Source organism: Kribbella sp. NPDC054772 (genome assembly GCF_053611945.1).
Genome location: NZ_JBSHBJ010000042.1, coordinates 39,743 through 66,447 on the forward strand (window position 1 = coordinate 39,743; position 26,705 = coordinate 66,447).

Sequence of the window (26,705 nt, forward strand, 5' to 3'; positions counted from 1 at the left end):
CGTGGAGAAGTTCAAGAAGCGCTACGGCCAGAAGTAACGGTCTGGTCCTTGACGGGCCGCCGCCCCCCCCCCCGGCGGCCGGCGGGGCGCGGGCTCCAGCGATCAGTCGGTGAGCGGGAGGTAGAGCTTCTGGTCGGTGGACCGGAAGGTCTCGGACATCTCGGCGAAGCCGGCCTCGACGGCTTCGGTGGAGGTCAGGCCGTGCTCCTCGGCGTACGCGCGAATGTCGGCGGTGATCCGCATCGAGCAGAACTTCGGGCCGCACATCGAGCAGAAGTGCGCGGTCTTGGCGGGCTCGGCGGGCAGCGTCTCGTCATGGAAGGAGCGCGCGGTGTCCGGGTCCAGCGAGAGGTTGAACTGGTCCTCCCAGCGGAACTCGAACCTTGCCTTGGACAACGTGTCGTCCCAGGCCTGCGCCCCTGGATGCCCCTTGGCCAGGTCCGCCGCGTGCGCGGCGATCTTGTACGTGATCACGCCGGTCTTCACGTCGTCGCGGTCCGGCAGCCCGAGGTGCTCCTTCGGAGTGACGTAGCAGAGCATCGCCGTGCCGAGCCAGCCGATCTGGGCGGCTCCGATCGCCGACGTGATGTGGTCGTAGGCCGGCGCCACATCGGTTGCCAACGGCCCCAATGTGTAGAACGGCGCCTCGCCGCAGAGCTCCTCCTCGAGCCGCACGTTCTCCGCGATCTTGTGCATCGGAACGTGTCCCGGCCCCTCGATCATCACCTGGACGTCGTGCTCCCAGGCGATCCGCGTCAACTCCCCCAGCGTCCGCAGCTCGGCGAACTGCGCCTCGTCGTTCGCGTCCGCGATGCACCCGGGCCGCAGCCCGTCGCCGAGCGAGAACGTCACGTCGTACGCGCGGAGGATCTCGCACAGTTCCGCGAAATGCGTGTACAGGAAGGACTCCTGGTGGTGCGCAAGACACCACGCCGCCATGATCGAACCGCCCCGCGACACGATCCCGGTGATCCGGCGCGCGGTCAGCGGGACATACCGCAGCAGTACGCCGGCATGCACGGTCATGTAGTCGACGCCCTGCTCGCACTGCTCGATCACCGTGTCGCGGTACACCTCCCACGACAGCGCGGCCGGATCGCCCTTCACCTTCTCCAAGGCCTGGTACAGCGGCACCGTCCCGATCGGCACCGGTGAGTTGCGCAGGATCCACTCCCGCGTCTCGTGGATGTTCTTCCCGGTGGACAGGTCCATCACCGTGTCGGCGCCCCACCGCGTGGCCCAGACGAGCTTCTCGACCTCTTCCTCGATCGAGCTGCTGACAGCGGAGTTTCCGATGTTCGCGTTCACCTTCACCAGGAACTTCTTCCCGATGATCATCGGCTCGCTCTCCGGGTGACACCGGTTCGCCGGGATCACGGCGCGACCGCGCGCCACCTCGTCGCGGACCAGTTCCGGATCGAGCCCTTCCCGCAGGGCGACGTACCTCATCTCCTCGGTGATGACGCCGGCCCGGGCGTGCCCGAGCTGGGTCCGCGGCTCGCGGCCGGCGATCCACTCCCGCCGCAGCGCCGGCAGACCGGCCTGGACGTCGATCGCGGCCTTCGCGTCGGTGTACGGACCGGACGTGTCGTAGAGGTCGAAGTGTTCGCCGTCGGTGAGGTGGACGCGGCGCGCCGGCACCCCGAGGTCCCCCCGGTAGATCTTCTCCGAGCCCGAGATCGGGCCGGTGGTGACGGCCGGACGGATCGTGCTGACATTCACCATGCTGGTGCTCCCTACGCCGGAATTACCCGGACAGGTTCGGCGGTCGGCGGCGCCGGCCAGGTGCGATTCCTGGACCAGCCGCCCTCTCAGCCCACTACGGTGCGAGCTCCCGCGATATCGATTTGTCACCGGCCACTCTAACGAGCCGGTACCGTCTAGGGATGCGCGACCTCGTGTACCCGCCCGTCATCGCCTTCGCGAAGACCGCCTTCACGGTGCTGGACCTGCAGATCCGCCGGACCGGGACCGAGCACGTCCCGCGCACCGGCGGAGCGCTGATCGCGATCAACCACATCAGCTACGTCGACTTCATCCTGGGTGGGTACGGCGCGGTGCCGGCCAAACGGGTCGTCAGGTTCATGGCCAAGGAGGTGTTGTTCCGCAATCGGTACTCCGGCCCGCTGATGCGCGGGATGCACCACATCCCCGTCGACCGGGACGCGGGCGCCGCGTCGTACCAGGAGGCGATCCGCCACCTCGGGGCGGGCGAGCTCGTCGGGGTGTTCCCGGAGGCGACGATCAGCCGGTCGTTCGAGCTCAAGGAGTTCAAGACCGGCACGGTGCGGATGGCCGCCGAGGCCGGCGTACCCGTGATCCCGATGATTCTGTGGGGCACGCAGCGGATGTTCACCAAGGACCACCCGCGGGACTTCTCCCGGCACCGCCCGATCGCGATCAGCGTCGGCGCGCCGATCACGGTGACCGCGGACGACGACCCGGCCGAGGCGACCGCGCACCTGCGCTCGACGATGGCCGGGATGCTCGACGAGACGATCCGGAGCTATCCCGAGCAGCCGGCCGGCGCCTGGTGGCTGCCGGCTTCGTACGGCGGCAGCGCACCGACACCGGAGGAGGCCGAGCGGCTCGACCGCGAGGAGCTCGCCCGGCGCGCCGAGAAGCGCAAGCAGGCCAACTGACCCCCGTGATTGGGGCCGCTCCGGCGCGGACAAGACCTTGACCCTAGACCCGGATCGAGGGTACGAATGCGCTCGTTGACTGAACAGGTACCTGGGGGGTCCCTGTACGACGGGTCGCCACGAGCGGCCCGGGTACTTGAACGGCGGGGAAGGTCTTGTTCGATTCACCGGAAGAGCTACATCTGTTCGACCCAGGGGCGATGACCCCGGCGCCGCACGTGGCCGAGCACATCCCGGACGCGGGGGCGTTCTTCGTCGAGTGGGCGGTCCGCGGGCTGACCCAGGAGCGGGCCCGCGAGATCGAGTCCGCGGTGAACGGCCGGCGGAACCAGAACGGCTGGTTCCCCCTCGAGACGCTGGACAACATCGGCAGCAAGGGCTTCTGGCGCGGCCCACTGACCTATCTGGCCCGGATGACGGCCGACGACCCACAGATCGTCCAGGAGTGGGCCACGGACGGCCTGCGCGGCGAGCAGGTCGCTCGCATCCACGCGACCGTCGACCACCTGCTGCACCAGCAGGGGCACGCCGCCGCCGCGACCTGGGCGGTGGCGGTCCGGCCGCGCATGTACCTCGACGCCGAGGTCCTGGGCGACCGGCTGCTGGCCGCCTGGGAGTACAACCTCGGCTCGATCCGCAGCAAGGACGTGGCCAAGTCGGTCCGTCGCTGGAACCGCTGACAGCAGCCGGTACGACGGGCAGCCCGCCAGAGCGCCCGTCGTACCTCCTAGTGAAACTGCGGGATGATCAGGTACAGGCCGTAGAGCACGGACGCCAGACAGGCGGCGAAGCACAGCGCAGCGACGCTGGTGTCCACGAAGGACGGCTGCCGCTTGTCGTCGATCGCCACGGCCCGCCGCGACATCGCTGCCACGCCGAGCGCGAACAGCACTGCCAGGCCGGTCCCGAAGAGCAGGCTGACCAGCGCCACCTCACCGAGGGCACCCCATTTGATGGTCATCGTCGTCCTTCTCTCAGGCGGCCGCGGTGGACACGGACGGGGTCGTGGAGCCCGGGTACTCGTTGACGTTGTCCGAGGTCACCGGACGGCGCCTGGAGGCGGCATAGATGGCGCCACCGGCCACGAGCGCGAGTACGGCGATGGCGACCACCCCGAGCGTGCCGGAGTCGGCGACCCGCCCGGACAGCGCGCCGACGACCGCGGCGGCCGGAAGCGTCAACAGCCACGCGACGGCCATCCGGCCGGCGACGGTCCAGCGCACTTCAGCCAGCCGCTTACCGAGGCCGGCGCCGAGGATGCTGCCGGAGCAGACCTGCGTGGTGGACAGCGGGAAGCCCAGGTGGGACGAGGCCAGCAGCACCGCGGTCGAACTCGTCTCCGCCGCGAAGCCCTGTGGCGACTCGATCTCGGCCAGCCCCTTGCCCATGGTCCGGATGATCCGCCAGCCGCCCAGGTAGGTACCGGCCGCGATCGCCAGACCGGCCGCCAGGATCACCCACAACGGCGGCCGCGAGCCTGTCGGCAGGCTGCCGGAGGTGATCAGCACCAGCGTGATCACGCCCATCGTCTTCTGCGCGTCACCGGTGCCGTGAGCAAGCGAGACCAGCGAGGCGGACGCGATCTGTCCGGCGCGGAAGCTGTCGTTCACCGTCTGCTTCCGGGCCCGCGCGGTGATCTTGTAGGCCAGGAACGTGCCGAGCAACGCGACCACACCGGCCACGATCGGCGCCAGGACGGCCGGCACGATGATCTTCTGGACGACGGTCGCGAAATGGACCGCGTCGCTCCCGGAGGCGATCCAGGTGGCGCCGATCAGGCCGCCGAACAGCGCGTGTGACGAGGAGCTCGGCAGCCCGAGGTACCAGGTCAGCAGGTTCCACAGGATGGCACCGACCAGGCCGCCGAAGATCACCGGGACAGTCACCTTCGCGTCGTCGACGATGCCGCTGGAGATCGTTTTGGCCACCTCGGTGGAGATGAACGCGCCGACCAGGTTCAGCACCGCGGACACCGCGACCGCGACCTTGGGTTTCAGAGCGCCGGTGGCGATCGACGTCGCCATCGCGTTGGCGGTGTCGTGGAAACCGTTGGTGAAGTCGAACACCAACGCGGTGACGATCACCACGACGACCAGGAACGACAGGTCCATGCGACCACTTCCCTTGGGGCGGAGGATCAGCAAAGTCGATCGACCGTAGGCCGGGTGAGTGAATTCGAAATGAACCCGTTCGGACACCGTGCGTGAGGATTACGGAACGGGCTACTCGAGGATCCGGTGGATGATCTCGTAGACCAGCGCGGCCACGATCCCGGCCGCCGGGATGGTCAGCACCCAGGCGGTGACGATGCCCTTGGCAACACCCCAGCGGACCGCGGACAGCCGCTTGGTGGCGCCGGCGCCCATCACCGCGGAGGTGATCGTGTGGGTGGTGGAGACCGGGGCGTGCAGGCCGATCGCCATCACGTACAGCACGGACGCCGAGATCGCCTCGGAGGCGAAGCCACGGGCCGGGTCCAGGTGGATGATCCGGCGGCCGAGCGTCCGCATGATCCGCCAGCCACCGGAATACGTGCCGAGCGAGATCGCGGTCGCGGCGGCCAGCTTCACCCAGACCGGGATGCCGTCGCCGGCGTTCGCGTGGCCGGTGGTGAGCAGCGCCAGGAAGATCACGCCCATCGTCTTCTGCGCGTCCTGCAGGCCGTGGCCGAGCGCCATCGCGGCCGCCGACAGCGACTGCGACAGCCGGAACCCGCGGGTGGTCCGGCCGGGGTTGCGGTTGCGGAACAGCCAGAGGATCGCGGTCATCAGCAGGAAGGCGCCGAGGAACCCGACCGCGGGCGACAGCACCATCGGGATGACGACCTTGTCGACGATGCCGGACCACAGCACGGTGCTCGCCGAGGCGAGGCCGGCGCCGACCAGGCCGCCGATCAGCGCGTGCGACGAGGAGCTGGGCAGGCCGAAGTACCAGGTGATCAGGTTCCAGGTGATGGCGCCGACCAGCGCGGCGATCACGACCACCAGGCCGTGCTGGCCCGCCGGCGTCTCGATGATGCCTTTGCCGACCGTCTCGGCCACCTCGGTGCCGAGGAAGGCGCCGAGGAAGTTCATCACCGCGGCCATCCCCAGCGCCACCCGCGGCGTCAGCGCGCGCGTCGACACCGAGGTGGCGATCGCGTTGGCGGCGTCGTGGAAGCCGTTGGTGTAGTCGAAGCCGAGGGCGATCACCACGACGGCGATGACGAGCGCGAGCTCCACGCTCAGGACTCCTTGACGGCGATCTGCTCGACCGTGTTCGCGACGTGCTCGAAGGCGTCGATCGCGGCCTCCAGCAGGTCGACCACGGTCTTCAGCTTCATGACGGTCAGCGCGTCGTACTCGCCGCTGAACAGTTTCGCGATCAGCCGCCGGTGGACCGCGTCACCGGTGTTCTCCAGCCGGTTGATCTCGATCCAGTACTCGGCCAGGTCCTTCATGGTCCGCAGCCGCGGCATCGTCTCCGCGGTCAGCTGCGCGGCCCGCTGGAGTACTTCGATCTGCTCGGCGATCTCCTCCGGCAGCTTCTCCAGGTTGAAGAGGTGGACGGTGTCGACCGCCTCCTCCATGAAGTCCATGACATCGTCGAGGTCGGAGGCCAGCCGGTAGATGTCCTCGCGGTCGAACGGGGTGACGAAGGTCGAGTTGACCCGGCGGATGATCGAGTGCGTGGTCTCGTCGGCCGCGTGCTCGGCATCCTTCATCTGGGCGGCGATCTGATGGCTCGAGGACAGACCTGTTCCCGCCGTACTGCCGAGCAGTTCCGCCAGGATCCGGGATCCGTCCACGAGGTGGTTGGCGGACTCGGTGAAAAGGTCGTAGAACGTCGGGTCGTTCGGACGCAGACGTAACGGCACTTCAAGCTCCGGATGAACGAGGGACAAACCGTGAACATGCTAGGGGGAACATGCGGTTGACGTGGCATCAGCCCGGGTCAACGTAGCGCGTCGTGATGAACTTGCCAGTCAAGCGGTCCACAATGGGTAACCGATCGGTTTCAGCGCGTGATGACGGCGTACAGGTCGAAGAGGCCGACGACGAGCACCAGACCGGCCGCGACCCGGAGCACGTGCTGGTGGCCGAGGGCATGCACCGCTCCGCCCTTGGTCCGCCGGTAGACGGCGCTGACAGCGGTCCAGCAGCCCATGGAGAGCACCAGAACGACGATTCCGAGACCGGTCCGGACGTCGGACGAGCCGTGGCCGGAGGCAAGCAGGAGGGCTCCGTTGGCGATCAGGCCGAGCGCGGTACGCCGCCACGCGAGCAGCGTCCGCTCGGGCTGCCGGCCGGGATCCGGTGTGCTCATCGCCACAGTCAGCGCCAGAGGGAGAACAGCAGGCCGACCAGGCCCACGACGGCGATCGTTGCCCCCAGCATCAGCGGCAGCCGGGTCACCGGGAGTGCGCCGCCACGGCGGATCGCGGTCAGGTTCTGCTGCCAGCGGCGGAAGGCCCCGCCGGTGGTCACGATACCGGCACAAACCAGAATGACGCCGATCACCCGAGCCGGCCAGCGGTCGGGGCCCAGGTCGAGGAACTGCACCGCGGACAGGCCACCGGCGTAGCAGGCGAGCGAGGTCCGCAGGTACGCCAGATACGTGCGCTCGTTCGCCAGGGTGAAGCGGTAGTCCGGCTCCTGCTCGTGATCCTGGTCCGCGTCGGTCATCCGCAGCTCACCAGACCATGGTCCTGTTTGAGGGTCAGCACACGCCGCACGCTACCTGTCAGCTTCGCGGCGAAGGACTTGTCCTCCCCCGCCTTGTCGACCAGGGCGTTCACCATGGTCTCGGTCAGCCCGGCCTTGGCGTTGATGACGACGTCGCCGCCGGCCGCGACGAACCGGGTCGCGCGCTCACCGGCCGGGACCGACGCGACCTCGGCGGCCGCGCCCACGTCGTCGGTGATCACGACGCCGCGCCAGCCGAGGTCGCCGCGCACCATGCCCTGAATGACGGTCGGCGAGAACACCGCGCGGTTGTCCGGGTCGATCTTGGTGTACGTCACGGTCGAGATCATCACCATCGACGTACCGGCCGCGATCCCGTCGGCGAACGGCTGCAGGTCGGCGTCACCGCGCACCGTGACGTTGTCGACGACACCCGACGCGAAGTCGGTGTTGCCGCGCACCCGCCCGAGCCCCGGGAAGTGCTTGACCGACGTCGCCACGCCCGCCTGGCGCATCCCCTGGACGAACGCCCGCACGCCCTGCCCAGCGACCTGCGGCGTGCTGCCGTACTCACGGTCCAGCTGCCCGATCGGCGCGTTCTGCGACTTCAGCGAACTCGGTACGACGTCAGCCACCGGCGCGAGGTCGACGGTGACACCGGCCTGCTTGAGCTGACTGCCCCACTGCCGCGCCTCCACGGTGAGCTTGGAACTGGACCAACTACCTTGCACCGTTGCCGCGGGAATCCGGTCGAAACCAGGACCCTTCAGACGCTGGATCTGGCCGCCCTCCTGATCCGCGGCGATCAGTGGGCGCACCCCTTTGACCGTGGCAGCAGTCGTCACTGCGGCCGTCGCCGTACGGGTGTGCGCGAGACCGCCACTCTTGCCGACCAGGAAGACACTGCCGGGCTTCTGCTCCTGTACGACGGTCCGCTGGGCGGAGCTCATGCCACTCGCGTCGACGCCGGTCATGATCAGCTGGCCCGCCTGCTCGCGCAGGGTCAACGCTTGGAGCTTCTGGTCGACGCAGCTGGGTGCCTTCGTCGGCGGCTTGCTCGGCGACGGCGTCGCGAGCGGGGTGGCACTCTCGGTCGGAGTCTGGGCGGGCAGGCTGGATTCTTCGGTTGTCGGGACCGTCGAGGACGGAGCGGTGCTCGGTCCCGCGGTCGGTGAGTCGTTGCCGCTGCAGCCGGCCAGGGCGAGGGCAGTCAGCGCAAGGAGCGCGACCGGGCGCCTCATCTCAGTTTCGCTCCCAGGCCGCTCGGTCGATGGTGTCGCCCGAGTGCCGGGCCAGCGTCGCGCAAACGTCGTACAACTGCTCGACCTGCTCCGGGGTGAGGGCGTCGAAGATCGACTTGCGGACCTCGTCGACGTGGCCGGGGGCGGTGTCGATCAGCTTCTGCCGGCCGAGCTCGGTGAGGATCGCGACCTGGCCGCGGCGGTCGGACTCGATGCCCTCGCGCTTCACCCAGCCGTTCTGCTCGAGCCGGTTGACCGCGTGCGAGAGCCGGCTGCGGGAACCGAGAGTGGCGACCGCGAGTTCACTCATCCGCAGCCGGTTGGCGGGCGCCTCGGACAGCCGGACGAGGATCTCGTAGTACGTGTGCGGAATTCCGGCGTCGCGTTGGAGTTGCTGCTCGATCCGGCCGCTCACCACTCGCTGCGCCGCGATGTACGCACGCCACGCCTGCGCTTCTGTCTGGTTCAGCCACCGGGGTTCCGCCATCCCCGCAGCGTACTTGTTCACCGACCCGGATCAGCAGTACGGCGCTGGCACACACCAGCATGCCGACGACGGCCAGTGCACCGATCGTCTCGTGGAAGAACAGGAACGCGAACACCATCGTGGTCGGCGGGACCAGGTAGAGCAGCGCGCTGATCCTGGTCGCACCGGACAGCTTGAGGTTCACGAGGTACAGACCCCAACCACCTCCGGTCGCCAAGAGCACCAGCCAGAGGACGGCTCCGTAGAAGCCTGGCTGCTCAGGCACCGTCAGTTGGTTGGTCGCTGCGGCCAGTGCGGTGAAGAGGACTGCGGATGTCAGGCTCTGGATCGCGAGTGCGTCCAGTGAGCTTGTACTCGGCTTTCGACGACGATCCAGGCAGGTGCCAGCGACCAAGCCGAGTAGACCGCCGATCGGTACCAGGAAGAGCAACGGCGAACCATGGCCGGCACTGAGGTCGTCGGCGACGACCAGACCGACGCCGGAGAGTCCGAGAACCAATCCGAACCACTGACGCCGATTGACCCGCTCGCCGAGCAACGGGCCCGCGACCGTCGCGATCAGCAACGGCTGGAGCGATCCGATCAGCGCGGTCACGCCCGCCGTGATGCCGTGGTCGATGCCGGTGAAGATCAGGCCCAGGTAGACGAACTGGGTGAGGAACGCCATCCACACCTGCGACACGAGGTCCCGGCGGGAGATGCGTGGCCGGCGGATCGCGAGGATCACGACTCCGATCACCCCCGCGACCAGGAACCGCCAGGCGAGCAGATCGAACGCGGAGGTGTACTCCGTGCCCCACCGAGCACCGATGAAGCCGCAGCTCCAGAACACGACGAACCCGGCTCCGGCAGCCAGGGCGAGCACCCGCTGTTTGGTCATAGCGAGACAGTAACCACACCGGTCGGTATACTGTCAGTATGCTCGACCAGCAGATGAGACTGATCGTGGATCGCGATGTGGCCGCGGCGCCCCGGCTGACCCCCGCCGGCGAGCGCATCCTGACGGCCGCGTCGACCCTGTTCTACGAGCAGGGGATCCGGACTGTCGGCGTCGATGCGATCGCCGCGGCCGCGGACGTGACCAAGAAGACGCTGTACGACCGGTTCGGGTCGAAGGACCGCCTGATCGCGGCGTACCTCGAGGAGCGGAACCGGGTCTGGCACCAGTTCCTCGACGAGCAGCTCGCGCAGCGGCGACCGGCGACGCCGGAAGAGGTGATCCTGGCGCTGTTCGCGGCGCTGACGGACTGGCTGGCCGGCTCGCGGAACGGGTGCGGGTTCATCAACGCGAGCGTGGAGCTGGCGGCGCCGGACCATCCGGCGATGCCGGTGATCGTGGGGCAGAAGCAGTGGATGCGGTCCGAGTTCGCGGCGCAGGCCACGGCGGCGGGGCTCGCGGATCCCCATGAGCTCGCCGATCGGTTGCTGCTGCTGCACGAGGGAGCGCTCGTGAGTTACCGAGTGGCGGCGATGACCGATGCGCCCGAGGTCGCGGCGCGGGCGGCCGCCGATCTGCTGGCCGGGTGGCCGCGGGCCTAGGAGCTGGTGCGCTTGGTGAGGGTCAGGCCGACGAGGCGGGACACGACCATGGCGACGTACCCGAGGCCGGCGAGTTGTTCGAGCATGACGACCGAGCGACCCCAGGACGTGATCGGGACGATGTCGCTCAGGCCGGTGCTGGACAGCGTCGTGAAGCTTAGGAAGAGCAGCTCCATCCAGGTACGGTCGTTGGCCGGGGCAACGGCCGCGGTGAAGCTGCCGGGGACGACGGCCTGCACGAACACGTACAGGTAGGCGAATCCCCAGGCCACCAGCGTGAACGTGGCGCCGGTCGCGAAGAGTTCGTCGACGCTGACGTCGTGGTCGGAGAGCATGTAGCGGAGCAGGCAGTACGCCGCGTAGAAGTAGAAGGCGGCGTGCAGGACGCCGGAGATCGCGACCACCGGCTCGGTCGGGTTGAACGCGTCGAGCACCGAGAGCACGACCGCCGGGATCCCTAGGCAGATGCTGATCCAGGTGAGGCCTGGGGTGGCGCGGACGGAGAACACCGCGAGCACGAGAACGACGATGCCGAGGATCTCGAACGCGACCCGGCCGGGCCGTGATCCTTCCATCGCGGGGTAGACCAGCACGCCCAGCAGCTGGACCACGAGCAGGACGGCCGACGGGTTCCGCCGGGCATACTCGACGACCTTCACCGCGCGCCCCTTGCCGGTACGGCGTCCTCGATTTCTGCTGTTTCCTCGGTCGGTGCTGTTTCCTCGCGGGAGGCGATGATCGCGGCGCGGCGGGCCAGGCGGTGGCTCCGCCGGATCTCGGCCTCGCGCAGCCGCCGGCGGTCCTCGTCCGTCACCGGATCCACCTGCGGCACCTCGCGCGGCTTCCCCTCCGCGTCGACCGCCACGAACACCAGGTACGCCGACGCGACGTGTACCTCCGGACCCACCGCGTCCCAGCGATCAGCGGTGATCCGTACGCCGACCTCCATCGAACTGCGGCCGGTCCAGTTCACCTGCGCGCTGAAGTGCACGACGTCGCCGACCCGCACCGGGACCAGGAACACCATCTCGTCCATCGACGCGGTGACCGCGGGACCACCCGAGTGCCGCGCCGCGACCACGCCCGCCGCCGAGTCGACCAGCGTCATGATCACGCCGCCGTGCACGGTGCCGAGCAGGTTCGTCTCGTTCTGCGCGGTGATGTGCGACAGCGAGAGCCGGGTCTCGGAGGTCGGCCGCGACGACGGACTGCTGGACATGCGGGCTCCTTCGGGCGCCTGTGGGCGTGTTGGGGGCGTGTCGGGACCAGGTCGGGTCTGGCCGGGGTCTGCGCAGCGTACCCGTCGAGGTTGTCCACAGGTTCGGATTCGGGCGTTCGGCGGAGGCCGATCCTCGTACCTTCTCTGCCGACTTCTGCAGCCGCTGCCGATCAGGGAGGCCCGCGATGACCCTCGACGTCCCCACCGAACATGCCCAAGGCAACAACTCCGGCCACGCCGATCCGGAGTTCACTCCACTCTCCCGGCGCCAGGCGATGTGGCTCGTGCGACTCGCGCTGGCCACGGCGGCCGACCTCGGCCTCGCCGTCACCTACCAGGGCGGAGCGGCACTGGTGCCGAGCGATCCGTCCGCGAGCGGGCCGGTGCTCGGGTTGAGCAATCTCGCCCGCATCCTGGCCAGGTTCGGCGAGGATCGCTGGCCGGAGCTGATCGCGGAGCATTTCGGTCACCTCGTCGAGCAACTCAGCGCGGGCCCGGTGCCGCCGCCTGCCGATCCTGAGCGGGAGCTGATCCAACGACTCGTGCCCCGCGAGTCACTGCCGCCGGACTGGACGGCGGACCGTCCCGACTTCGTGCCCGGCCTACTGTCCGTCCCGTCCACGGCTGACGACGGCATCGTGACGATGTTCCTCGAGCCCGCCGACCTGGGGCTGACCTGGTCGGATGCCGAGTGCTTCGGGCTGGCGAACCTCCGCCGCCTCGAGGACCACGTGGAGTCCGTCGACCACGACGACCTACGCGTCACCTTCGTCACCGGTTCAGCCTTCGCTGCCTCCCGTGCGCTCGTGCTCGACACCGTGCTCCGCGACTCGCTCCACGTGGAGCACGCGCCGTACGGCGTACTCGCCGCCGTCCCGGCCCGGGACACCCTGCTGCTGCACGTGATCGAGGACCTCTCGGTCATCCCGGCCCTCGGCCTCCTCCTGAACGTCGCAGCCCGCTGCCACTCCCGCGACCCCGGCCCCCTGTCGCCGGACGTCTACCTCGTGACCCCGGACTTCCGCTGGCACCCGGCGACGACCGTGTCCCTCGACCACGCACCGTTGCGCCTCTCCCACGAACTCGAGTCCCTCACAAAGATCCTCGCCACCCGAGAGGCAGCCCGGTGACAACAGATGCGGTGCCAAGAGGCGCGGTGGCGACTCGCGCGGTGATGGCAGGCGCTGCGCCGACCCGTGCGGCGCCGACTCGTGCGGTGGCCACTGGTGCGGTGCCGACACGTGGGGTGACGACAGGCGCGGGTGACAACAGGTGCTGTGGTGACAGGTGCTGTGAGCAACTATTCGGGAGGTGTGAAGTGGCCGGGCCAGTCCGAGTAGCGGATGCGGGAGATCGAGCGGACCTCGCCGAGGGTCGTCCACTCGTCCTTGCCGAGCCGGGCGAGCGGGCGGAGCCGGCGGATCTCCGGGTGGTCACCGTCCAGGACGGCGGCGTCGACGGCGATGTGCCGGACCTGCCCGATCACGAGCGTGCAGTCGCCGAGCTCGATCGTGGTGTGCAGCGTGCACTCGATCGCCACCGGCGACTCCGCGACCCGCGGTACGGCGACCGTTCGGGACGGTTCGGTGGTGACGCCGATTGCCGCGAACTCCGAGACCTCGGGCGGGAAGTTCGTCCCGGAAGCGTTCACCTGCTCGTACAGCGGCTCCGCAGCGAAGTTCACCACGAACTCACCGGTCGCCTCGACGTTGTTCAGGCTGTCCTTGCGCCCGACCGAGGTGAACTGCACCATCGGCGGCTGCACGCTGGCCACGGTGAAGAACGAGTGTGGCGCGAGGTTCAGCACGCCGGCGGCCGATCGGCTCGACACCCACGCGATCGGTCGCGGCACGACCACCGAGTTCAGCAGCGCGTAGAACTCCCGTCGCCCGACGCTGTCCGGATTCACATCGACACGCACGCCCGCAGTACATCAAACTCGTGGAGCGCCGCCATCAGCCGCCTCGCGGATCCGGCCGGCGTTTCCTACGTACCCAGCGTTCGACGGAGAGATGGTTTGGGCGAGCAGTACGACTTCCTGGACCAGGCGATCGCTGTGGCCAAGCGGCACGGCGTCGATCCCGGGCAGGTGAGCGAGGTCGCCGGCGGGGTCGCCAACCGCGCGTTCGTGCTCGGCGAGGAGCTGTTCCTGCGGGTGTCGCGGCCGGGATACGAGGCCGATCTGCTGAAGGAGACCCACGTCGTACCAGCCGCCCGTTCCGTCGGGGTACTGACCCCGGCGATCATCGAGTACGACGACAGCAGGCGCCTCGTCGACTCGCGATACGTGGTGATGGAGCGCGTACACGGCACCGAGCCCACCGACGCACCAACCGGGCTGGCCGAACAACTCGCCCGACTGCACCAGATCGAGCGGAAGCCGGCAGCGGACGGCAGGGCTCGGCGCCCAGCGGAGATCCCAGGACCGGCAGCAGACGGCGGTGCCCGGCTCGCGGCGGAGATCCCGGGGGTGCCGGAGGACGGCTGGGGTGATCCTTGGCGGACGGTCGACGAGCTGGCGACCGGTGGGTATGTGGATGCGGGGACGGCGAAGTGGCTGAGCGGATGGTTCAGTCGGCTCGCGGAGCGGATCGACGACAGCGAGCCGAAGGTGCTGATCCACGGGGACGTTGCCGGCCACAACCTTCTCGCCGGACCGGCGAACGAGCTCCGCGCGTTGATCGACTGGGGTGACGCCGCGTGGGCGCCGCGCGCGATGGAGTTCGCCAAGCTGCCGCTGATCCAGGTCGCCGGGCTCGTCCCGGAGTACGTCGGGCACGCAGCGTCACGCGAGTCGGAGGAGCAGCTGTGCGCCGCTGTCCTCTGGTTCCACCTCGCCTGGGCCGTCGGGAAGGTCACCGCCGACCCGTGGCCCGGTCAGCGGCACTGGACGGCCCCGCCCGCCAGCCGGCTGCTCAGCATCCTGCACTTCTTCACCACCAACCCGCCGGCGCCCTGGTCCGGCCTCACCTAGCGAGCCGGCGATCTCACCCGAACCGGGGATCACGCTCGAGCCGGGGACCGCACCCGAGCCGGGATCTCGCCCAAGCCGGGATCTCGCTCGAGCTGGGGATCTCACCCGGGGCCGGGTGATCTCGCCCCGGGCCGGGCATCTCACCCGAGCCGGGAACCTCGCCCGAGCCGGGAACCTCGCTCGGGCCGGGGATGCCGACCGCGCCCCGGATCAAGAAGGTCAGGCTCTTGGTGTCAGTGCTGGGGTTTCTGCTGGAAAACAAGGGGGTTTGCACTTGTTGTGACATGCGGCAGACTGGGGTTCCGTGACTGATTATGTGGCGGCTGAGAACCGGTACGACGACCAGATGAGCTACCGGCGGACCGGGCGGAGCGGGCTGAAACTGCCGGCGATCTCGCTCGGGCTGTGGCACAACTTCGGCGACGACAAGCCGTTCGCGACGCAGCGCGACATCCTGCGGCGGGCGTTCGACCTCGGCGTCACGCACTTCGACCTGGCGAACAACTACGGCCCGCCGTACGGGTCGGCCGAGACGAACTTCGGGACGCACTTCGCGCGCGATTTCAAGCCGTACCGCGACGAGCTGATCATCTCGAGCAAGGCCGGGTACGACATGTGGCCGGGCCCGTACGGTCAGGGCGGCGGCTCGCGGAAGTACGTGCTCGCCTCGCTCGACCAGTCGCTGAGCCGGATGGACCTGGACTACGTCGACATCTTCTACTCGCACCGGTTCGACCCCGACACCCCGCTCGAGGAGACGATGGGTGCGCTCGACACGGCGGTCCGCTCGGGCAAGGCGCTGTACGCCGGCATCTCGTCGTACTCCGCAGATCGGACCCGGGAGGCGGCGCGGATCCTGGCGGAGATGGGTACGCCGCTGCTCATCCACCAGCCGTCGTACTCGATGCTGAACCGGTGGATCGAGGAGGACCTGCTGGACGCCGTCGGTGACCTCGGCGTCGGCGTGATCGCGTTCTCGCCGCTGGCGCAGGGCGTGCTCACCAACCGGTACCTGGACGGCAGCATCCCGGCCGACTCGCGGGCCGCGCAGGGCAAGTCGCTGAACCCGGACTCGCTCACCGAGGACACCCTCAAGCACGTCCGCGCGCTGGCCGAGATCGCGAAGCAGCGCGGCCAGTCCGTGGCGCAGCTTGCGCTCGCCTGGACGCTGCGCGACGACCGCGTGACCAGCGCGCTGATCGGCGCCTCCAGCGTCGCCCAGCTCGAGGACAACCTGGCCACGGTCCGGAACCTGAAGTTCTCCGAGGAGGAGCTCGAGGCCATCGACGCCGACGCGGTCGAGGCCGGGATCAACCTCTGGAAGAAGAGCTCGGACAGCTGACCCGCACGCACCCGCCGTTCTGAGGCGCCCGCCACGACCTGTGGCGGGCGCCTCCGCGTCTGCGGGGCCATGACCGCCTGCGGGGCCATGACCGTCTGCGGGCTATGACCGGAGGATTACGGAGCGCGGTGAGGTGGTTGCGGACCGCCCGGGATGGGCACACGCTGGGAATAACCCCAGGAGGTGGTTGCCATGACCGCTTCGACGCTCGAACTGGCCCTGACTTACGAACACGCCCGGATCCGCGAGCTGGCCGGGCCGGCGCACCACCCGGATGCCGTGCATCCCGCTCAGCGGCATCAGACCGACTGGTTCTACGCCATCGCCGCGCAGCACCTGGCCGCCGCGGAAGACGTGCTCCTCCCGCACGTCCGGCACCTCCCCGACGGCGAGTTCCTGGTCACCAGGTACGTCGGCAACGCCAAGGAACTGGAACGCCTGCTGCGCTACCTCAAGGGACGGCAGTACGGCGACAGCAGGTTCCTGCATCTCCACCACGCCGACCTGTGGCAGCACATCGACAAGCTGCTCGCCGAGCACGAGACGATGGAAGCGGCGTACAGCCGGGACATCTCCGAGCAGCTCGACGGCTCCGACGTGAACGCGCTGACCGAGGACCTGCTGGAGGCCGAGGAGATCGCGCCGACCCGCACGCACCCGTCCTCGCCGCACACCGGCATGGCCGGTCGGATGGCGCACCGGATGTGGCGGATGGCCGACAACGCCTGGGACAGCGCCGAGGGACGCGTCGTACCGATCAAGTACCACGCGCACCCGAAGCGGGACTCCGCACTGTCGCACTACCTGTACGGCACCCCGATGCCGCGCGAGGAGGAACCGCACTAGACAAGGACTCGGCCCCGGCGGATGCCTCCGCCGGGGCCGAGCCCGTTCTGCCGGCTCTCACTGCGCCTGGATGTGGGGCCGGCGTGGGTCCCGCCGCCGCTGCGCCTGGTGTGCGGAGGCGGGCCCTTCGTCCTCCCCCGCTGCGCCTGGTGTGCGAGAGAGGACGGTCTGGGTGCTGGTCACCGATCGGCCCGTTTACCCGGTACCCATGCGATAACCCTGTCGATCAGCGCAAGCCGTCGATCGCCTTCTTCGCGCCCGGGTGCAACGGCACCGGATCGGTCTGGTCGGCATTCTCCAGCGTGATGCCCTTCGCGGCCGCGTTCACCGCGACCAGAGCGTCCTTGTTGTCGTAGATGGTCTTCGTCAACTGCTCCGCCAGCTCGTCCTTCATGTCCTTGCGGACCAGCAGGACGTTCGGCACGACGATCGTCGCGACATCGGCCGGCTGCTTGTACGTCGCCGCCGGGATCGGTGCCTGGGCATAGATCGTGCCGTACTTCTCCTGCATTTTGGGCAGCAGATCGGCGAGCGGCAAGAGTTTCACGCCCTTGCCCATGCTGGTGACCAGGTCGGTGATGCCGCCGGTCGGCAGCCCGCCGGACCAGACCAGCGCGTCGATCGAGCCGGACTTCATCGCGTCCACCGACTCCGGCAGCCCGAGCCGCTGCGCCGTCACGTCCTTCGCCGGGTCCAGTCCCGCCGACTCGAGCAGCCGGTGCGCGATCACCTCGGTGCCGGAGTTCGGCGAACCGGTCGAGACCCGTTTGCCCTTCAGGTCCGCGATCGAGTTGATCCCGGCGGACGTCCGGACCGCGACCTGCGTGTAGTTGTTGTACAGCCGGGTCAGCGCCACCACGTCCTGCTTCGCCTTGAAGCTGTTCTCACCCTTGACCGCGTCCGAGGCCGAGTCGCCGAGCGAGAACGCGATGTCGTAGTTGCCCGCGACCAGTCCTTGGATGTTCTGCACCGAGGCACCGGTCTCGCTGGCCGTCGCGCGGTACCCGGAGACCTTCTGCGAGATCACCGAGGCCAGCGCGCCGCCGAGCTGGTAGTACACGCCGGTCGTGTTGCCGGTGGCGATCGTCAGCCGGCCACCGGAGGCCGATCCGGATCCGGACGGTTCGCGCTGACCACCGCAGGCGGTCAGGGCGGCGACGGCAACGAGCGCCACCGCGGCGGTCGGGAGGCGACGGAATCTCATCCAGCGGTTCCTTCCTCGGCAACGGTCTGGCGTTGCCGCCGGACCAGGTTGATGACGACGGCGACAAGTAGCAAACAGATTCCGGCCGTGATGGTTACGGGCGCGAGGTAGAGCAGCAACGCGGCGGCCGGTACGCAGACCGCGCGTTCGACCCAGGTCGCCCGGACGAAGACCCAGCCACCGGTCACCACGGCGAGCGCGGCGACGGCCAGCATCGACACCAGCGTCGTCCACACCATCCCGACGAACGATCCCTGACCAAGCAGGTGCGACCCGTTGTCGGTGAGCACGAACGCGAACGGCACCAGGAACGCGGGCAGCGTGTACTTCCACGCTTGCCACATCGTCGGCATCACCTTGCCACCAGTGATCGCGGCAGTCGCGACCGCGGCCAGCGCGGTCGGCGGCGACACCTCGGACAGCACGGCGTAGTAGAAGATGAACATGTACGCCTCGGGCTGCGTGACCCCGAGGTTCACCAGCGCCGGCGAGATGATCACCGCCGCGATGATGAACGAAGCGGTCACCGGCACCGCGAGTCCGAGGATCAGCACCGCGAGCGCGGACAGCACCACGGTCAGGATCAGCACCACGGTGTGGTTGTCGGTCAGCCCCTTCGCCGCGTTGACGATGATCTCGGCGAGGTTCAGCCCGAGCCCGGTCTGCGTGGTGACCGCGACGATCACGCCCGCGGTCGCGCAGGTCGCGGCCACCGGCAGCACCGAACGGGTGCCCTGGGCAAGCGCCTTGAACAGCGGCCGGCCGGTCAGCCGGTGCTCCTTGTCCAGGAACGACAGACCGAACTGGATGATCACCGCGTAGACGACGGCCTTGAACGGCGGTACGTCGACCGCCATGAACGCGATGATCACGAACAGCGAGAGGAAGTGGTACCCGAACCGCACGAACAACCGCCACGCGGACTGCTGCGAGGTCTCCGCCGACGTCGTCCCGTGCTTGCGGGCGTCGATCTCGATCGCGAGCAGGATCCCGAGGTAGTAGAGGATCGTCGGGATCACCGCGAACCCGAGGACCTTCAGGTACGACACCTGCAGGAACTCCGCGATGATGAACGCAGCCGCGCCGAGCGTCGGCGGCGACAGGATCGCCCCGATCCCGGACGCGGCAAGCATTCCGCCTGCCGGTTCGGGCGGATAGCCTGCGCGGCGCAGGATCGGCCACGACACGGTGCCGAGCGACACCGCGGTCGCCGTACCGGATCCCGACACGCTGCCGAGCAGGAAGCCCGCCAGCGTGACCGTCCGGCCGGGCGCCGTACGGCTGCGTTTGAAGGCCGCGAACGACAGTTCGATGAAGAACTTGCCGGCGCCCGAGTAGTCGAGCACCGCGCCGTAGATGGTGAACAGCACGATGTACGACGCCGCGACGCTCAACGGTGTCCCGTAGAACCCCGCCGTACCCATCGTGAACTGGGCGATGATCGCGTCGAAGTTGAACCCTTGGTGGGCCAGCGACCAGGTGTAGGGCAGGTAGCCGCCGTAGTACGCGTACGCGATGAACACCAGGCTGAACACCGGCAAGACCCAGCCAGTGGTGCGACGGCATGCCTCGAGCAGCAGGACGAGCAGGATCGCCCCCGCGACGACGTCCAACGCGGTCGGGGCCTGCCGGCGCTCGAGAAAGCCGTCGAAGTCGAACAGCGGGTAGACGCACACCGCCAGCGCGAGCGCGGCGAGGACCCAGTCGAGGACGCCCGGATCGTCATGGGCGCGCCGGCGGCCCGGGATACCGCGATAGCACAGCAAGGTGATCGGCAGAACCGCTGCGAGAAAGATCACCAGGTAGAACTGGGTGCCTTGTGGTAATGGGAAAAACACCTGCGCGAGGACGCCGACGCTGATGATTGCGCACCAGACCGAAATCACCAGGTCCAGGGCAGGCCGAAGCCGCCGAGCGGGCCGTTCCTGCTCGTACTCGGCCAGCTCTTCCTCGGAGGGCGCGGCTGCACCACCCCCGCCATCAACACCCACAGTCATCTAGCGGTTCCCTCCTGTGTCCGGAAGGCTAATGATGCCGAACACTGGGTGGAGTCGTGTGATTACGTCTTTACCAAGATCTGACACATCTGGTCGTGACCTGGCCTACGATCACCGCATGAGTGGCGCGGTGCGGATTCTGCTGGTCGAGGACGATCTCGATATCGCCAATGCCCTGATACCCGCCTTGCGGCGCTACGGCCTGATGGTCACGCACGTCAGGACGGCCGCGGACGCCCTGGCGGCGGACCCCGGCGACCTGGTCCTGCTGGACCTCGGGCTGCCGGACGGGGACGGCATCAACGTGTGCCGGCAGATCCGTACGGTGTCCGACGTCCCGGTGATCGCGGTGACCGCGCGGGGCGAGGCGGCCGACCGGGTGCGCGGGCTGCGCAGCGGCGCCGACGACTACGTGGTGAAACCGTTCGCGATTTCCGAGCTGCTGGCCCGCATCGATGCTGTACTTCGTCGTACCGGTCTCCTCCAACCCCGCCCCCGGGTGACTGTCGGCGACCTGACCGTCGATATCGAGGCCCGGACGGTGCAGGTGGCGGACAAGCCCATCAGCCTGACCCGCAAGGAGTTCGACGTGCTCGCAGTGCTGGCCGCTCACCACGGCCGGGTGGTCCCCCGTGAACAGGTCGCGCTGTACGCCTGGCAGTCGGTCTTCGAGGCGTCCTCGCGCACCATGGACGTCCACGTCGCCAGCCTGCGGGCCAAGCTCGGCCGCCCCGAACTGGTGCAGACCATCCGCGGCGTCGGCTACCGCCTCGGTTCGGACTGACCGTTGCGCCGTCGACTACTGCAGTCCCTCGTCCCGATGGTCGTCGCCCTGGCGATCGTCGCCGTGATCCCGCTGGCGAACTTCATCGCCACGAGTACGTCGCGAACCCTCTTCCTGTCCCGCAGCAACGACGCGGACTGGTTCGCCACGATGGCGGAGTCCCCGTTGCAGACCGGCGACATCGCGAACCTGCGTGAGCTCGCGGTCCGGTACCAGGAGCTCTACAACACCCCTGTCTTCGTCGTCGACGTCGACTCCCGCGTCATCGCCACCTCGGTGTCCGGTGTCGACGTCAAGGAAGAGGACATCGCCGCGGCCCTGCACAGCACGCTGGCCGGCCGGCTGCCACCCGAGCCGCCGGCGCTGTGGCCGTGGCGCTCCGGCGAGATGATCGTCTCCCGCCCGGTCGTGAACAACGGCAGCGTGCTCGGTGCCGCCGTACTGCGGGTGCCGACGGACAGCGCCCGCGACCAGGTGCAGCGGGGCCTGCTGCTGCTGCTGGGCGGCCTGCTGGGCGGCCTGCTGATCAGCATCGGCGCGATCATCGTCGGTATCGTCCGGCCGATCACCCGCTGGGTACTGCGGCCGCTGCAGGACCTCGACAACGCCACCCACCAGATCACCCGCGGCGCCCTCGACACCCGGGTGTCGACCGACGGCCGCGCGCCGGAGCTGCGCCGGCTCGGCGACAGCTTCAACTCGATGGCGCTCAGCCTGCACCAGGCCCGGCAGCGTGAGCGGGAGTTCGTCGCGGACGCGTCGCACCAGCTGCGGACGCCGCTGACCTCGGCCCGGATCCACATCGAGGGCCTGTCCCGGCTGTCGCCGACCGCGCGGTTCGCGCTCAGCGACATCGACCGGCTGGGCCGGATCGTCCAGCGGCTGTCCCGGCTGGCCGGCTCGGACCGCCCGTCGGCCGATGCCGAAGGCAACGAAGCGCCGCTGGACCTCGCGCAGGCGGTCAAGGAACGGCTGGTCGGCTGGAAGGCCGTGTACGCCGCCGACGACCTGGAGCTGATCATCGGCGAGATGGTCCCGGGTGGGGTCGCGCCCGAGCTCGAGGTCGACGACATCCTCGACGTACTGCTCGACAACGCGTCCAAGTACGGCGCGCCGCCGGTGGAGGTCTCGGTCACCCGGGACGGCACCGAAGTGGTGATGTCGGTGCGCGACCACGGTCTGGGACTCGGCTCGCGGGACCTGAAGAAGGTCGGCGAGCGGTTCTGGCGCAGCGCGCACCACCGGGAGATGCCGGGCACCGGTCTCGGGCTCGCGATCGTCCGCTCGGAGGCCGCGCGGGTCGGCGGCCGGGTGGTGGCCCGCCCACCGATCGGTGGCGGCCTGGTGATCGAGGTCCGCGTCCCGCTGATCGACGACTACGACGTCTGAGCAGCGGGTCCCCGGACCCGCTTCAGATGTGGTTCTGGCGGTACCAGCGTGCCGCCGCGGGGTGCAGCGGGACCGGCATCGTGGCGATCGCCGACCGCGGGTCCAGCGCACCCGCTTCCGGGTGGTCCTTGATCAGGTCGTTCTGCCGGCGGAACAGGGTGTTGACCGTCCACCAGGCCCACGAGTCCGACAACTTCGGCGTCGCGATCAGGTAGTTCGGCACCGCCAGCGTCGGCACCGAGCTGGCCAGCCCGTACTGCGACGGCGGGATCGACGACACCACGAACCCGCCGAACTCCTTCAGCGCGATCTCCTGGGCCACGTTCCCGATGTCCAGCAACCGGAACCCGATCGTGCTCTGCAGCGCGGCGATCGGCTTGGTCGGGATGCCGCCGCTCCAGATGAACGCGTCGATCGCGCCACGGGTGGCGCCTTCCTTGGGGATCAGCGCGGCCACCGACTGCTCCAGCGTCAGGTTGACGCGTTTCACGTCCACCCCGGCGGTGTCCAGGATCCGGTCCGCGACGACCTGCGTCCCGGAGTGCGGCGGTCCGACGCTGACGACCATCTTCTGGCCGGTCGGGTCCTTCGGGTCCGGGTTCAGGTCCGAGAGGCTCTTCGCCTTCGACGCCATCGGGACCACGACGTGCACGTAGTTGTCGTACACCCGGGCCAGCGCGGTGAACTTCCGCGGTCCGTTGCTGAACGCGCCGCTGCCCTCGTACGCCGCCAGCGCGGTGTCCGACGTACAGAAGCCGAGGTCCGCGGCGCCGGCGGCGACCTTCACCAGGTTGTCCACCGAGCCGTTGCTGGCCACCGGCTTCAGCTCCATGCCCGTGACTTCGCTCACCAGCCCGCACAGCGCCGTACCGAACTCGTCGTAGACGCCGTTCAGGTTGCCGGTCACGAAGGTGCCGGCGGCGGCCGGAGCGGGCTCGTCGGCGCGGCCACGGGAGCAGCCGGGCAGCAGCAGGCCGGACGTCGCGGCGGCACCGAGACCGAGGATGCTGCGCCGCGTCATCCCGGTCGTCCGGGCAGGGGTCAGCAGGCGGGGGCGTTCCATGCAGGACAACCTAGACAACAACCGGGCCTCGGGGGTAGCCGCGCGGGCAGCCCGCAATCGAACCGCTACCCACAGGTAAGGCCCGGGATCATGGTGAAACTGCGTCTGGACGGGTGTGGGGTCGGTGTGACAGCGTTGTCATCCGTGCGGCCGTAGCGGCCGCGTGAGGAACCTTTCCCGGAGGATGATTTCGTGCACGACGACCGTCAACTCATCGAGGAGCGGCTCAAGCGCGCCCTGCGGGAGCGGCTCCGCCCCGCGATCTACGGCGCGGCCGTCCCGCTGGACATCGAGGTGTGGCACGCACCCGGTGAGCCGGTGTCCCCCGCCGAGGCCCTGTCCCAAACCTTCGAGAAGGCCGAGATCGGCCTGCCGTGGGGTCCGGCCTGGGGTACCGCGTGGTTCAAGTTCAGCGGCCAGGTGCCGGCCGAGTGGGCAGGTCGCGAGATCGAGGCCGTCATCGACCTCGGCTTCAGCGGCGGCCCGGGCTTCTCCGCCGAGGGCCTGGTGCACACCACCTCCGGCAAGCCGCTGAAGGGCCTGCACCCGCGGCAGACCTACGCCCCGCTGTCGATCCTCGGCCCGGACGGTACGGCGGCCACGCCGGGCGACCGGGTCGAGTTCTACGTCGAGGGCGCGGCGAACCCGGAGATCCCGCTCGACAACGCCTACGCCAAGGTCGACATCGGCGCCAAGCTCGGTGAGACCCCGATCTACCAGCTCACCCGCGCCGACCTGGCGGTCTTCAACGCCGAGGTGTGGGACCTGATCCTGGACCTCGAGTCGCTCGACGGCCTGCAGAAGGAGCTGTCCCCGCAGGAGCCGCGCCGCCGCGAGATCCTCCGCGCGCTGAGCCGCGCGCTGGACGCCCTGGACTACGAGAACGTGGCCGGCACCGCCGCGGACGCCCGCGCGCAGCTGACCGACGTACTCAGCCGGCCGGCGCACGCCAGCGCGCACCAGCTGTCCGCGGTCGGGCACGCGCACATCGACTCGGCGTGGCTGTGGCCGCTGCGCGAGACCCGCCGCAAGGTGGCCCGCACGGTGTCGAACGTCGCCACCCTGGCCGAGGAGTACCCGGAGCTGGTCTTCGCGTTCTCGCAGGCCCAGCAGCACGCCTGGGTGAAGGACAACTACCCGGAGGTCTGGGAGCGGCTGAAGAAGGCCGTCGCCGAGGGCACCATCGTCCCGGTGGGCGGCATGTGGGTCGAGTCCGACACCAACCTGCCCGGCAGCGAGGCGCTGGCCCGGCAGTTCGTGCACGGCAAGAAGTTCTTCCTGGACGAGTACGGGATCGACACCCAGGAAGTCTGGCTGCCGGACTCGTTCGGCTACACCGCGGCGCTGCCGCAGCTGGTGAAGCTGTCCGGCTCGAAGTGGTTCCTGACCCAGAAGATCTCCTGGAACAAGGAGAACAAGTTCCCGCACCACACGTTCTGGTGGGAGGGTCTCGACGGCACCCGGGTGTTCACGCACTTCCCGCCGATCGACACCTACAACTCCGACCTGTCGGGTCGTGAGCTGGCGCACGCGCAGCGGAACTTCCAGGAGAACGGCGCCGCGACCCGCTCGCTGGTCCCGTTCGGGTACGGCGACGGCGGTGGCGGCCCCACCCGCGAGTTCGTCGCGACCGCCCGCCGAGTGGCGAACCTGGAGTCCTCGCCGAAGGTGACCATCGAGTCCCCGACCGAGTTCTTCAGCGCCGCCGAGGAGGAGTACAGCGAGCACGCGCCGGTCTGGTCCGGTGAGCTGTACCTGGAGATCCACCGGGCGACGTACACCTCGCAGGCCAAGACCAAGCAGGGCAACCGGCGCACCGAGCACCTGCTCCGCGAGGCCGAGCTGTGGAGCGCCGCGGCGGTCGTCGCGGGCAAGCTCGACAACTACCCGTACGAGGACCTGGACCGGCTGTGGAAGGTGGCGCTGCTGCACCAGTTCCACGACATCCTGCCGGGCTCCTCGATCTCGTGGGTGCACCGCGAGGCGGAGCGGACGTACGCGAAGATCGCCGACGAACTGGACGCGATCATCTCCCGCGCACAGCAGGCGCTGGCCGGCGAGGGCTCGGAGCAGATCGTCTTCAACGCCGCGCCGCACGGCCGCAACGGCATCGCCGGTCTCGGCGCGGGCGTCGCGACCACCGCGGGCCAGGCGGTCACCGTCGAGAACGGCGTCATCGACAACGGCCTGATCCGGGTCACCATCGACGAGCGCGGTCTGATCACCTCGCTGTACGACGTCGAGGCGCAGCGCGAGGTCATCGCACCAGGTGCCGCGGGCAACCTTCTGCAGCTGCACGTGGACACCCCGAACCACTGGGACGCGTGGGACGTCGACTCGTTCTACAAGAACAACGTCCGCGACGTCACCGAGGTCGACAGCGTCGACTTCAGCACCGCTGACGACGAGGCGGTCGTGGTGGTGAAGCGGTCCTTCGGCCGGTCCACCGTCACGCAGACGCTGCGGGTGCTTCCGGGCACCAAGCGGGTCGACATCGAGACCGAGATGGACTGGCACGAGACCGAGAAGTTCCTCAAGGCGGCGTACCCGGTCGACGTGCACGCGGACCGTTCGGCGTCCGAGACGCAGTTCGGGCACATCTTCCGGCCGACCCACCAGAACACCTCGTGGGACGCGGCGAAGTTCGAGATCGCGGCGCACCGCTGGGTGCACGTCGCCGAGGCGGGGTACGGCGTGGCCGTGGTCAACGACTCGACGTACGGGCACGACATCAACCGGACAGCGCGCGAGGACGGCGGCACCACGACCACCATCCGCACGTCGCTGATCCGGGCGCCGCGGTTCCCCGACCCGCAGACCGACCAGGGCGTGCACGTGGTGAACCACGCGCTCGTCGTCGGTGCCGGGATCGGCGAGGCGATCGAGGAGGGCTACCGGATCAACCTGCCGGAGCGCCTCGTCACCGGTGCCGAGGGCGTCGCGCCGATCGTTGCTGTCGACAACGACAACGTGATCGTCGAGGCGCTGAAGCTGGCCGACGACCAGTCGGGTGACGTCGTCGTCCGCCTGTACGAGTCGAGCGGCGGCCGCTCCCGCGCCACCGTCACGCCGTCCTTCCAGGCGGCGTCGGTGACCGAGGTCGACCTGCTCGAGCGGCAGCTGGCCGACCGTGAGCTGACGGACAACGGTGTGAGCTTCGAGCTCCGGCCGTTCCAGATCCTGACGCTGCGGTTCAAGCGCTCCTGATACACCCACCGAGGAGCCGGGCGACGGAATTTGGAGGGGGCGGGGCGGGGGGGGGGGTTTGGGGGGCGCGGGGGGGGGGGGGCCGGGGGGGGGGGGGGGCGGGCTTG

Annotated in this window: 26 protein-coding genes; 10 read left to right on the plus strand and 16 right to left on the minus strand. The window is 69.1% G+C overall.

What is annotated here, in order from left to right:
* Positions 1-102: 102 nt before the first annotated feature.
* Positions 103-1,725 (minus strand): phosphomethylpyrimidine synthase ThiC, encoded by a 1,623-nt coding sequence (gene thiC / locus ACWGID_RS37580; RefSeq protein WP_452204132.1) that lies wholly within the window; start codon positions 1,723-1,725, stop codon positions 103-105.
* Positions 1,726-1,886: 161 nt separating this feature from the next.
* On the opposite strand from thiC, the gene ACWGID_RS37585 reads away from it, so the two are divergent.
* Complete coding sequence (locus tag ACWGID_RS37585) at positions 1,887-2,642, plus strand: lysophospholipid acyltransferase family protein (RefSeq protein ID WP_452204133.1); 756 nt, start codon at positions 1,887-1,889, stop codon at positions 2,640-2,642.
* A 200-nt stretch (positions 2,643-2,842) separates the two neighbouring features.
* The gene (locus tag ACWGID_RS37590; protein WP_452204134.1) at positions 2,843-3,322 is read left to right on the plus strand and encodes a hypothetical protein; all 480 of its coding nucleotides are present in this window, start codon (positions 2,843-2,845) and stop codon (positions 3,320-3,322) included.
* 47 nt (positions 3,323-3,369) lie between these two features.
* On the opposite strand, the gene ACWGID_RS37595 is transcribed toward ACWGID_RS37590, so the two are convergent.
* The 9 genes from ACWGID_RS37595 to ACWGID_RS37635 form a co-directional block, all read right to left on the minus strand.
* Positions 3,370-3,603 carry a hypothetical protein gene (locus ACWGID_RS37595; protein WP_452204135.1) on the minus strand — a complete coding sequence of 78 codons (234 nt, stop codon included), beginning with the start codon at positions 3,601-3,603 and terminating at the stop codon, positions 3,370-3,372.
* A gap of 13 nt (positions 3,604-3,616) precedes the next feature.
* Positions 3,617-4,753, minus strand: coding sequence for an anion permease (locus ACWGID_RS37600; RefSeq protein ID WP_452204136.1), 1,137 nt, complete (start codon positions 4,751-4,753; stop codon positions 3,617-3,619).
* Between the two features lie 111 nt (positions 4,754-4,864).
* Complete coding sequence (locus tag ACWGID_RS37605; RefSeq protein WP_452204137.1) at positions 4,865-5,863, minus strand: anion permease; 999 nt, start codon at positions 5,861-5,863, stop codon at positions 4,865-4,867.
* A 2-nt stretch (positions 5,864-5,865) separates the two neighbouring features.
* On the minus strand, positions 5,866-6,498 hold the full coding sequence (locus ACWGID_RS37610; RefSeq protein WP_387765841.1) for a DUF47 domain-containing protein: 633 nt from the start codon (positions 6,496-6,498) through the stop codon (positions 5,866-5,868).
* 140 nt (positions 6,499-6,638) lie between these two features.
* Positions 6,639-6,947: a DUF202 domain-containing protein gene (locus tag ACWGID_RS37615; protein WP_452204138.1), complete on the minus strand. Its 309-nt coding sequence runs from the start codon at positions 6,945-6,947 to the stop codon at positions 6,639-6,641.
* 8 nt (positions 6,948-6,955) lie between these two features.
* On the minus strand, positions 6,956-7,306 hold the full coding sequence (locus tag ACWGID_RS37620; protein WP_452204139.1) for a YidH family protein: 351 nt from the start codon (positions 7,304-7,306) through the stop codon (positions 6,956-6,958).
* The gene (locus ACWGID_RS37625; RefSeq protein WP_452204140.1) at positions 7,303-8,547 is read right to left on the minus strand and encodes a glycoside hydrolase family 3 N-terminal domain-containing protein; all 1,245 of its coding nucleotides are present in this window, start codon (positions 8,545-8,547) and stop codon (positions 7,303-7,305) included. The genes ACWGID_RS37620 and ACWGID_RS37625 overlap by 4 nt, the downstream gene beginning before the upstream one ends.
* A gap of 1 nt (position 8,548) precedes the next feature.
* Positions 8,549-8,965, minus strand: a complete 417-nt coding sequence (locus tag ACWGID_RS37630) for a MarR family winged helix-turn-helix transcriptional regulator (protein ID WP_452204141.1) — start codon at positions 8,963-8,965, stop codon at positions 8,549-8,551.
* A complete protein-coding gene (locus ACWGID_RS37635; protein ID WP_452204142.1) occupies positions 8,850-9,914 on the minus strand; it encodes a DMT family transporter in 1,065 nt (354 codons plus the stop codon). Before ACWGID_RS37635 ends, ACWGID_RS37630 begins: the two co-directional genes overlap by 116 nt.
* Positions 9,915-9,952: 38 nt before the next feature.
* On the opposite strand from ACWGID_RS37635, the gene ACWGID_RS37640 reads away from it, so the two are divergent.
* The gene (locus ACWGID_RS37640; RefSeq protein WP_452204143.1) at positions 9,953-10,573 is read left to right on the plus strand and encodes a TetR/AcrR family transcriptional regulator; all 621 of its coding nucleotides are present in this window, start codon (positions 9,953-9,955) and stop codon (positions 10,571-10,573) included.
* Here the strand turns inward: ACWGID_RS37640 and ACWGID_RS37645 are convergent.
* The gene (locus ACWGID_RS37645; protein WP_452204144.1) at positions 10,570-11,232 is read right to left on the minus strand and encodes a potassium channel family protein; all 663 of its coding nucleotides are present in this window, start codon (positions 11,230-11,232) and stop codon (positions 10,570-10,572) included. The two genes, ACWGID_RS37640 and ACWGID_RS37645, sit on opposite strands and share 4 nt — an antisense overlap.
* The gene (locus ACWGID_RS37650; protein WP_452204145.1) at positions 11,229-11,792 is read right to left on the minus strand and encodes an acyl-CoA thioesterase; all 564 of its coding nucleotides are present in this window, start codon (positions 11,790-11,792) and stop codon (positions 11,229-11,231) included. Before ACWGID_RS37650 ends, ACWGID_RS37645 begins: the two co-directional genes overlap by 4 nt.
* Positions 11,793-11,977: 185 nt before the next feature.
* On the opposite strand from ACWGID_RS37650, the gene ACWGID_RS37655 reads away from it, so the two are divergent.
* Complete coding sequence (locus tag ACWGID_RS37655; protein ID WP_452204146.1) at positions 11,978-12,922, plus strand: hypothetical protein; 945 nt, start codon at positions 11,978-11,980, stop codon at positions 12,920-12,922.
* 170 nt (positions 12,923-13,092) lie between these two features.
* Here ACWGID_RS37655 and ACWGID_RS37660 read toward each other — a convergent pair whose 3' ends face one another.
* A complete protein-coding gene (locus tag ACWGID_RS37660; RefSeq protein WP_452204147.1) occupies positions 13,093-13,713 on the minus strand; it encodes a flavin reductase family protein in 621 nt (206 codons plus the stop codon).
* A gap of 96 nt (positions 13,714-13,809) precedes the next feature.
* Here ACWGID_RS37660 and ACWGID_RS37665 point away from each other — a divergent pair, with 96 nt between their 5' ends.
* The 3 genes from ACWGID_RS37665 to ACWGID_RS37675 all read left to right on the plus strand — a co-directional run bounded on the left by ACWGID_RS37665 (position 13,810) and on the right by ACWGID_RS37675 (position 16,954).
* Positions 13,810-14,766, plus strand: a complete 957-nt coding sequence (locus ACWGID_RS37665) for a phosphotransferase family protein (RefSeq protein WP_452204148.1) — start codon at positions 13,810-13,812, stop codon at positions 14,764-14,766.
* 304 nt (positions 14,767-15,070) lie between these two features.
* A complete protein-coding gene (gene mgrA, locus ACWGID_RS37670; protein ID WP_452204149.1) occupies positions 15,071-16,108 on the plus strand; it encodes an L-glyceraldehyde 3-phosphate reductase in 1,038 nt (345 codons plus the stop codon).
* A 192-nt stretch (positions 16,109-16,300) separates the two neighbouring features.
* Positions 16,301-16,954 carry a hypothetical protein gene (locus ACWGID_RS37675; RefSeq protein ID WP_452204150.1) on the plus strand — a complete coding sequence of 218 codons (654 nt, stop codon included), beginning with the start codon at positions 16,301-16,303 and terminating at the stop codon, positions 16,952-16,954.
* 226 nt (positions 16,955-17,180) lie between these two features.
* Here ACWGID_RS37675 and ACWGID_RS37680 read toward each other — a convergent pair whose 3' ends face one another.
* Entirely contained in the window at positions 17,181-18,158 is a 978-nt protein-coding gene (locus ACWGID_RS37680; RefSeq protein WP_452204151.1) for a TAXI family TRAP transporter solute-binding subunit, read from the minus strand.
* A complete protein-coding gene (locus tag ACWGID_RS37685) occupies positions 18,155-20,155 on the minus strand; it encodes a TRAP transporter permease (protein ID WP_452204152.1) in 2,001 nt (666 codons plus the stop codon). The genes ACWGID_RS37680 and ACWGID_RS37685 overlap by 4 nt, the downstream gene beginning before the upstream one ends.
* Before the next feature lie 118 nt (positions 20,156-20,273).
* On the opposite strand from ACWGID_RS37685, the gene ACWGID_RS37690 reads away from it, so the two are divergent.
* Together ACWGID_RS37690 and ACWGID_RS37695 are read left to right on the plus strand one after the other, a co-directional pair.
* Positions 20,274-20,939, plus strand: a complete 666-nt coding sequence (locus ACWGID_RS37690; protein WP_012918592.1) for a response regulator transcription factor — start codon at positions 20,274-20,276, stop codon at positions 20,937-20,939.
* Between the two features lie 36 nt (positions 20,940-20,975).
* Positions 20,976-22,328 carry an ATP-binding protein gene (locus tag ACWGID_RS37695; protein ID WP_452204153.1) on the plus strand — a complete coding sequence of 451 codons (1,353 nt, stop codon included), beginning with the start codon at positions 20,976-20,978 and terminating at the stop codon, positions 22,326-22,328.
* A 22-nt stretch (positions 22,329-22,350) separates the two neighbouring features.
* On the opposite strand, the gene ACWGID_RS37700 is transcribed toward ACWGID_RS37695, so the two are convergent.
* Positions 22,351-23,391, minus strand: a complete 1,041-nt coding sequence (locus ACWGID_RS37700; protein WP_452204154.1) for a TAXI family TRAP transporter solute-binding subunit — start codon at positions 23,389-23,391, stop codon at positions 22,351-22,353.
* Between the two features lie 192 nt (positions 23,392-23,583).
* Between ACWGID_RS37700 and ACWGID_RS37705 the strand changes: the two genes are divergently transcribed.
* Positions 23,584-26,598 carry an alpha-mannosidase gene (locus ACWGID_RS37705; protein ID WP_452204155.1) on the plus strand — a complete coding sequence of 1,005 codons (3,015 nt, stop codon included), beginning with the start codon at positions 23,584-23,586 and terminating at the stop codon, positions 26,596-26,598.
* The last annotated feature ends 107 nt before the right edge of the window (positions 26,599-26,705 follow it).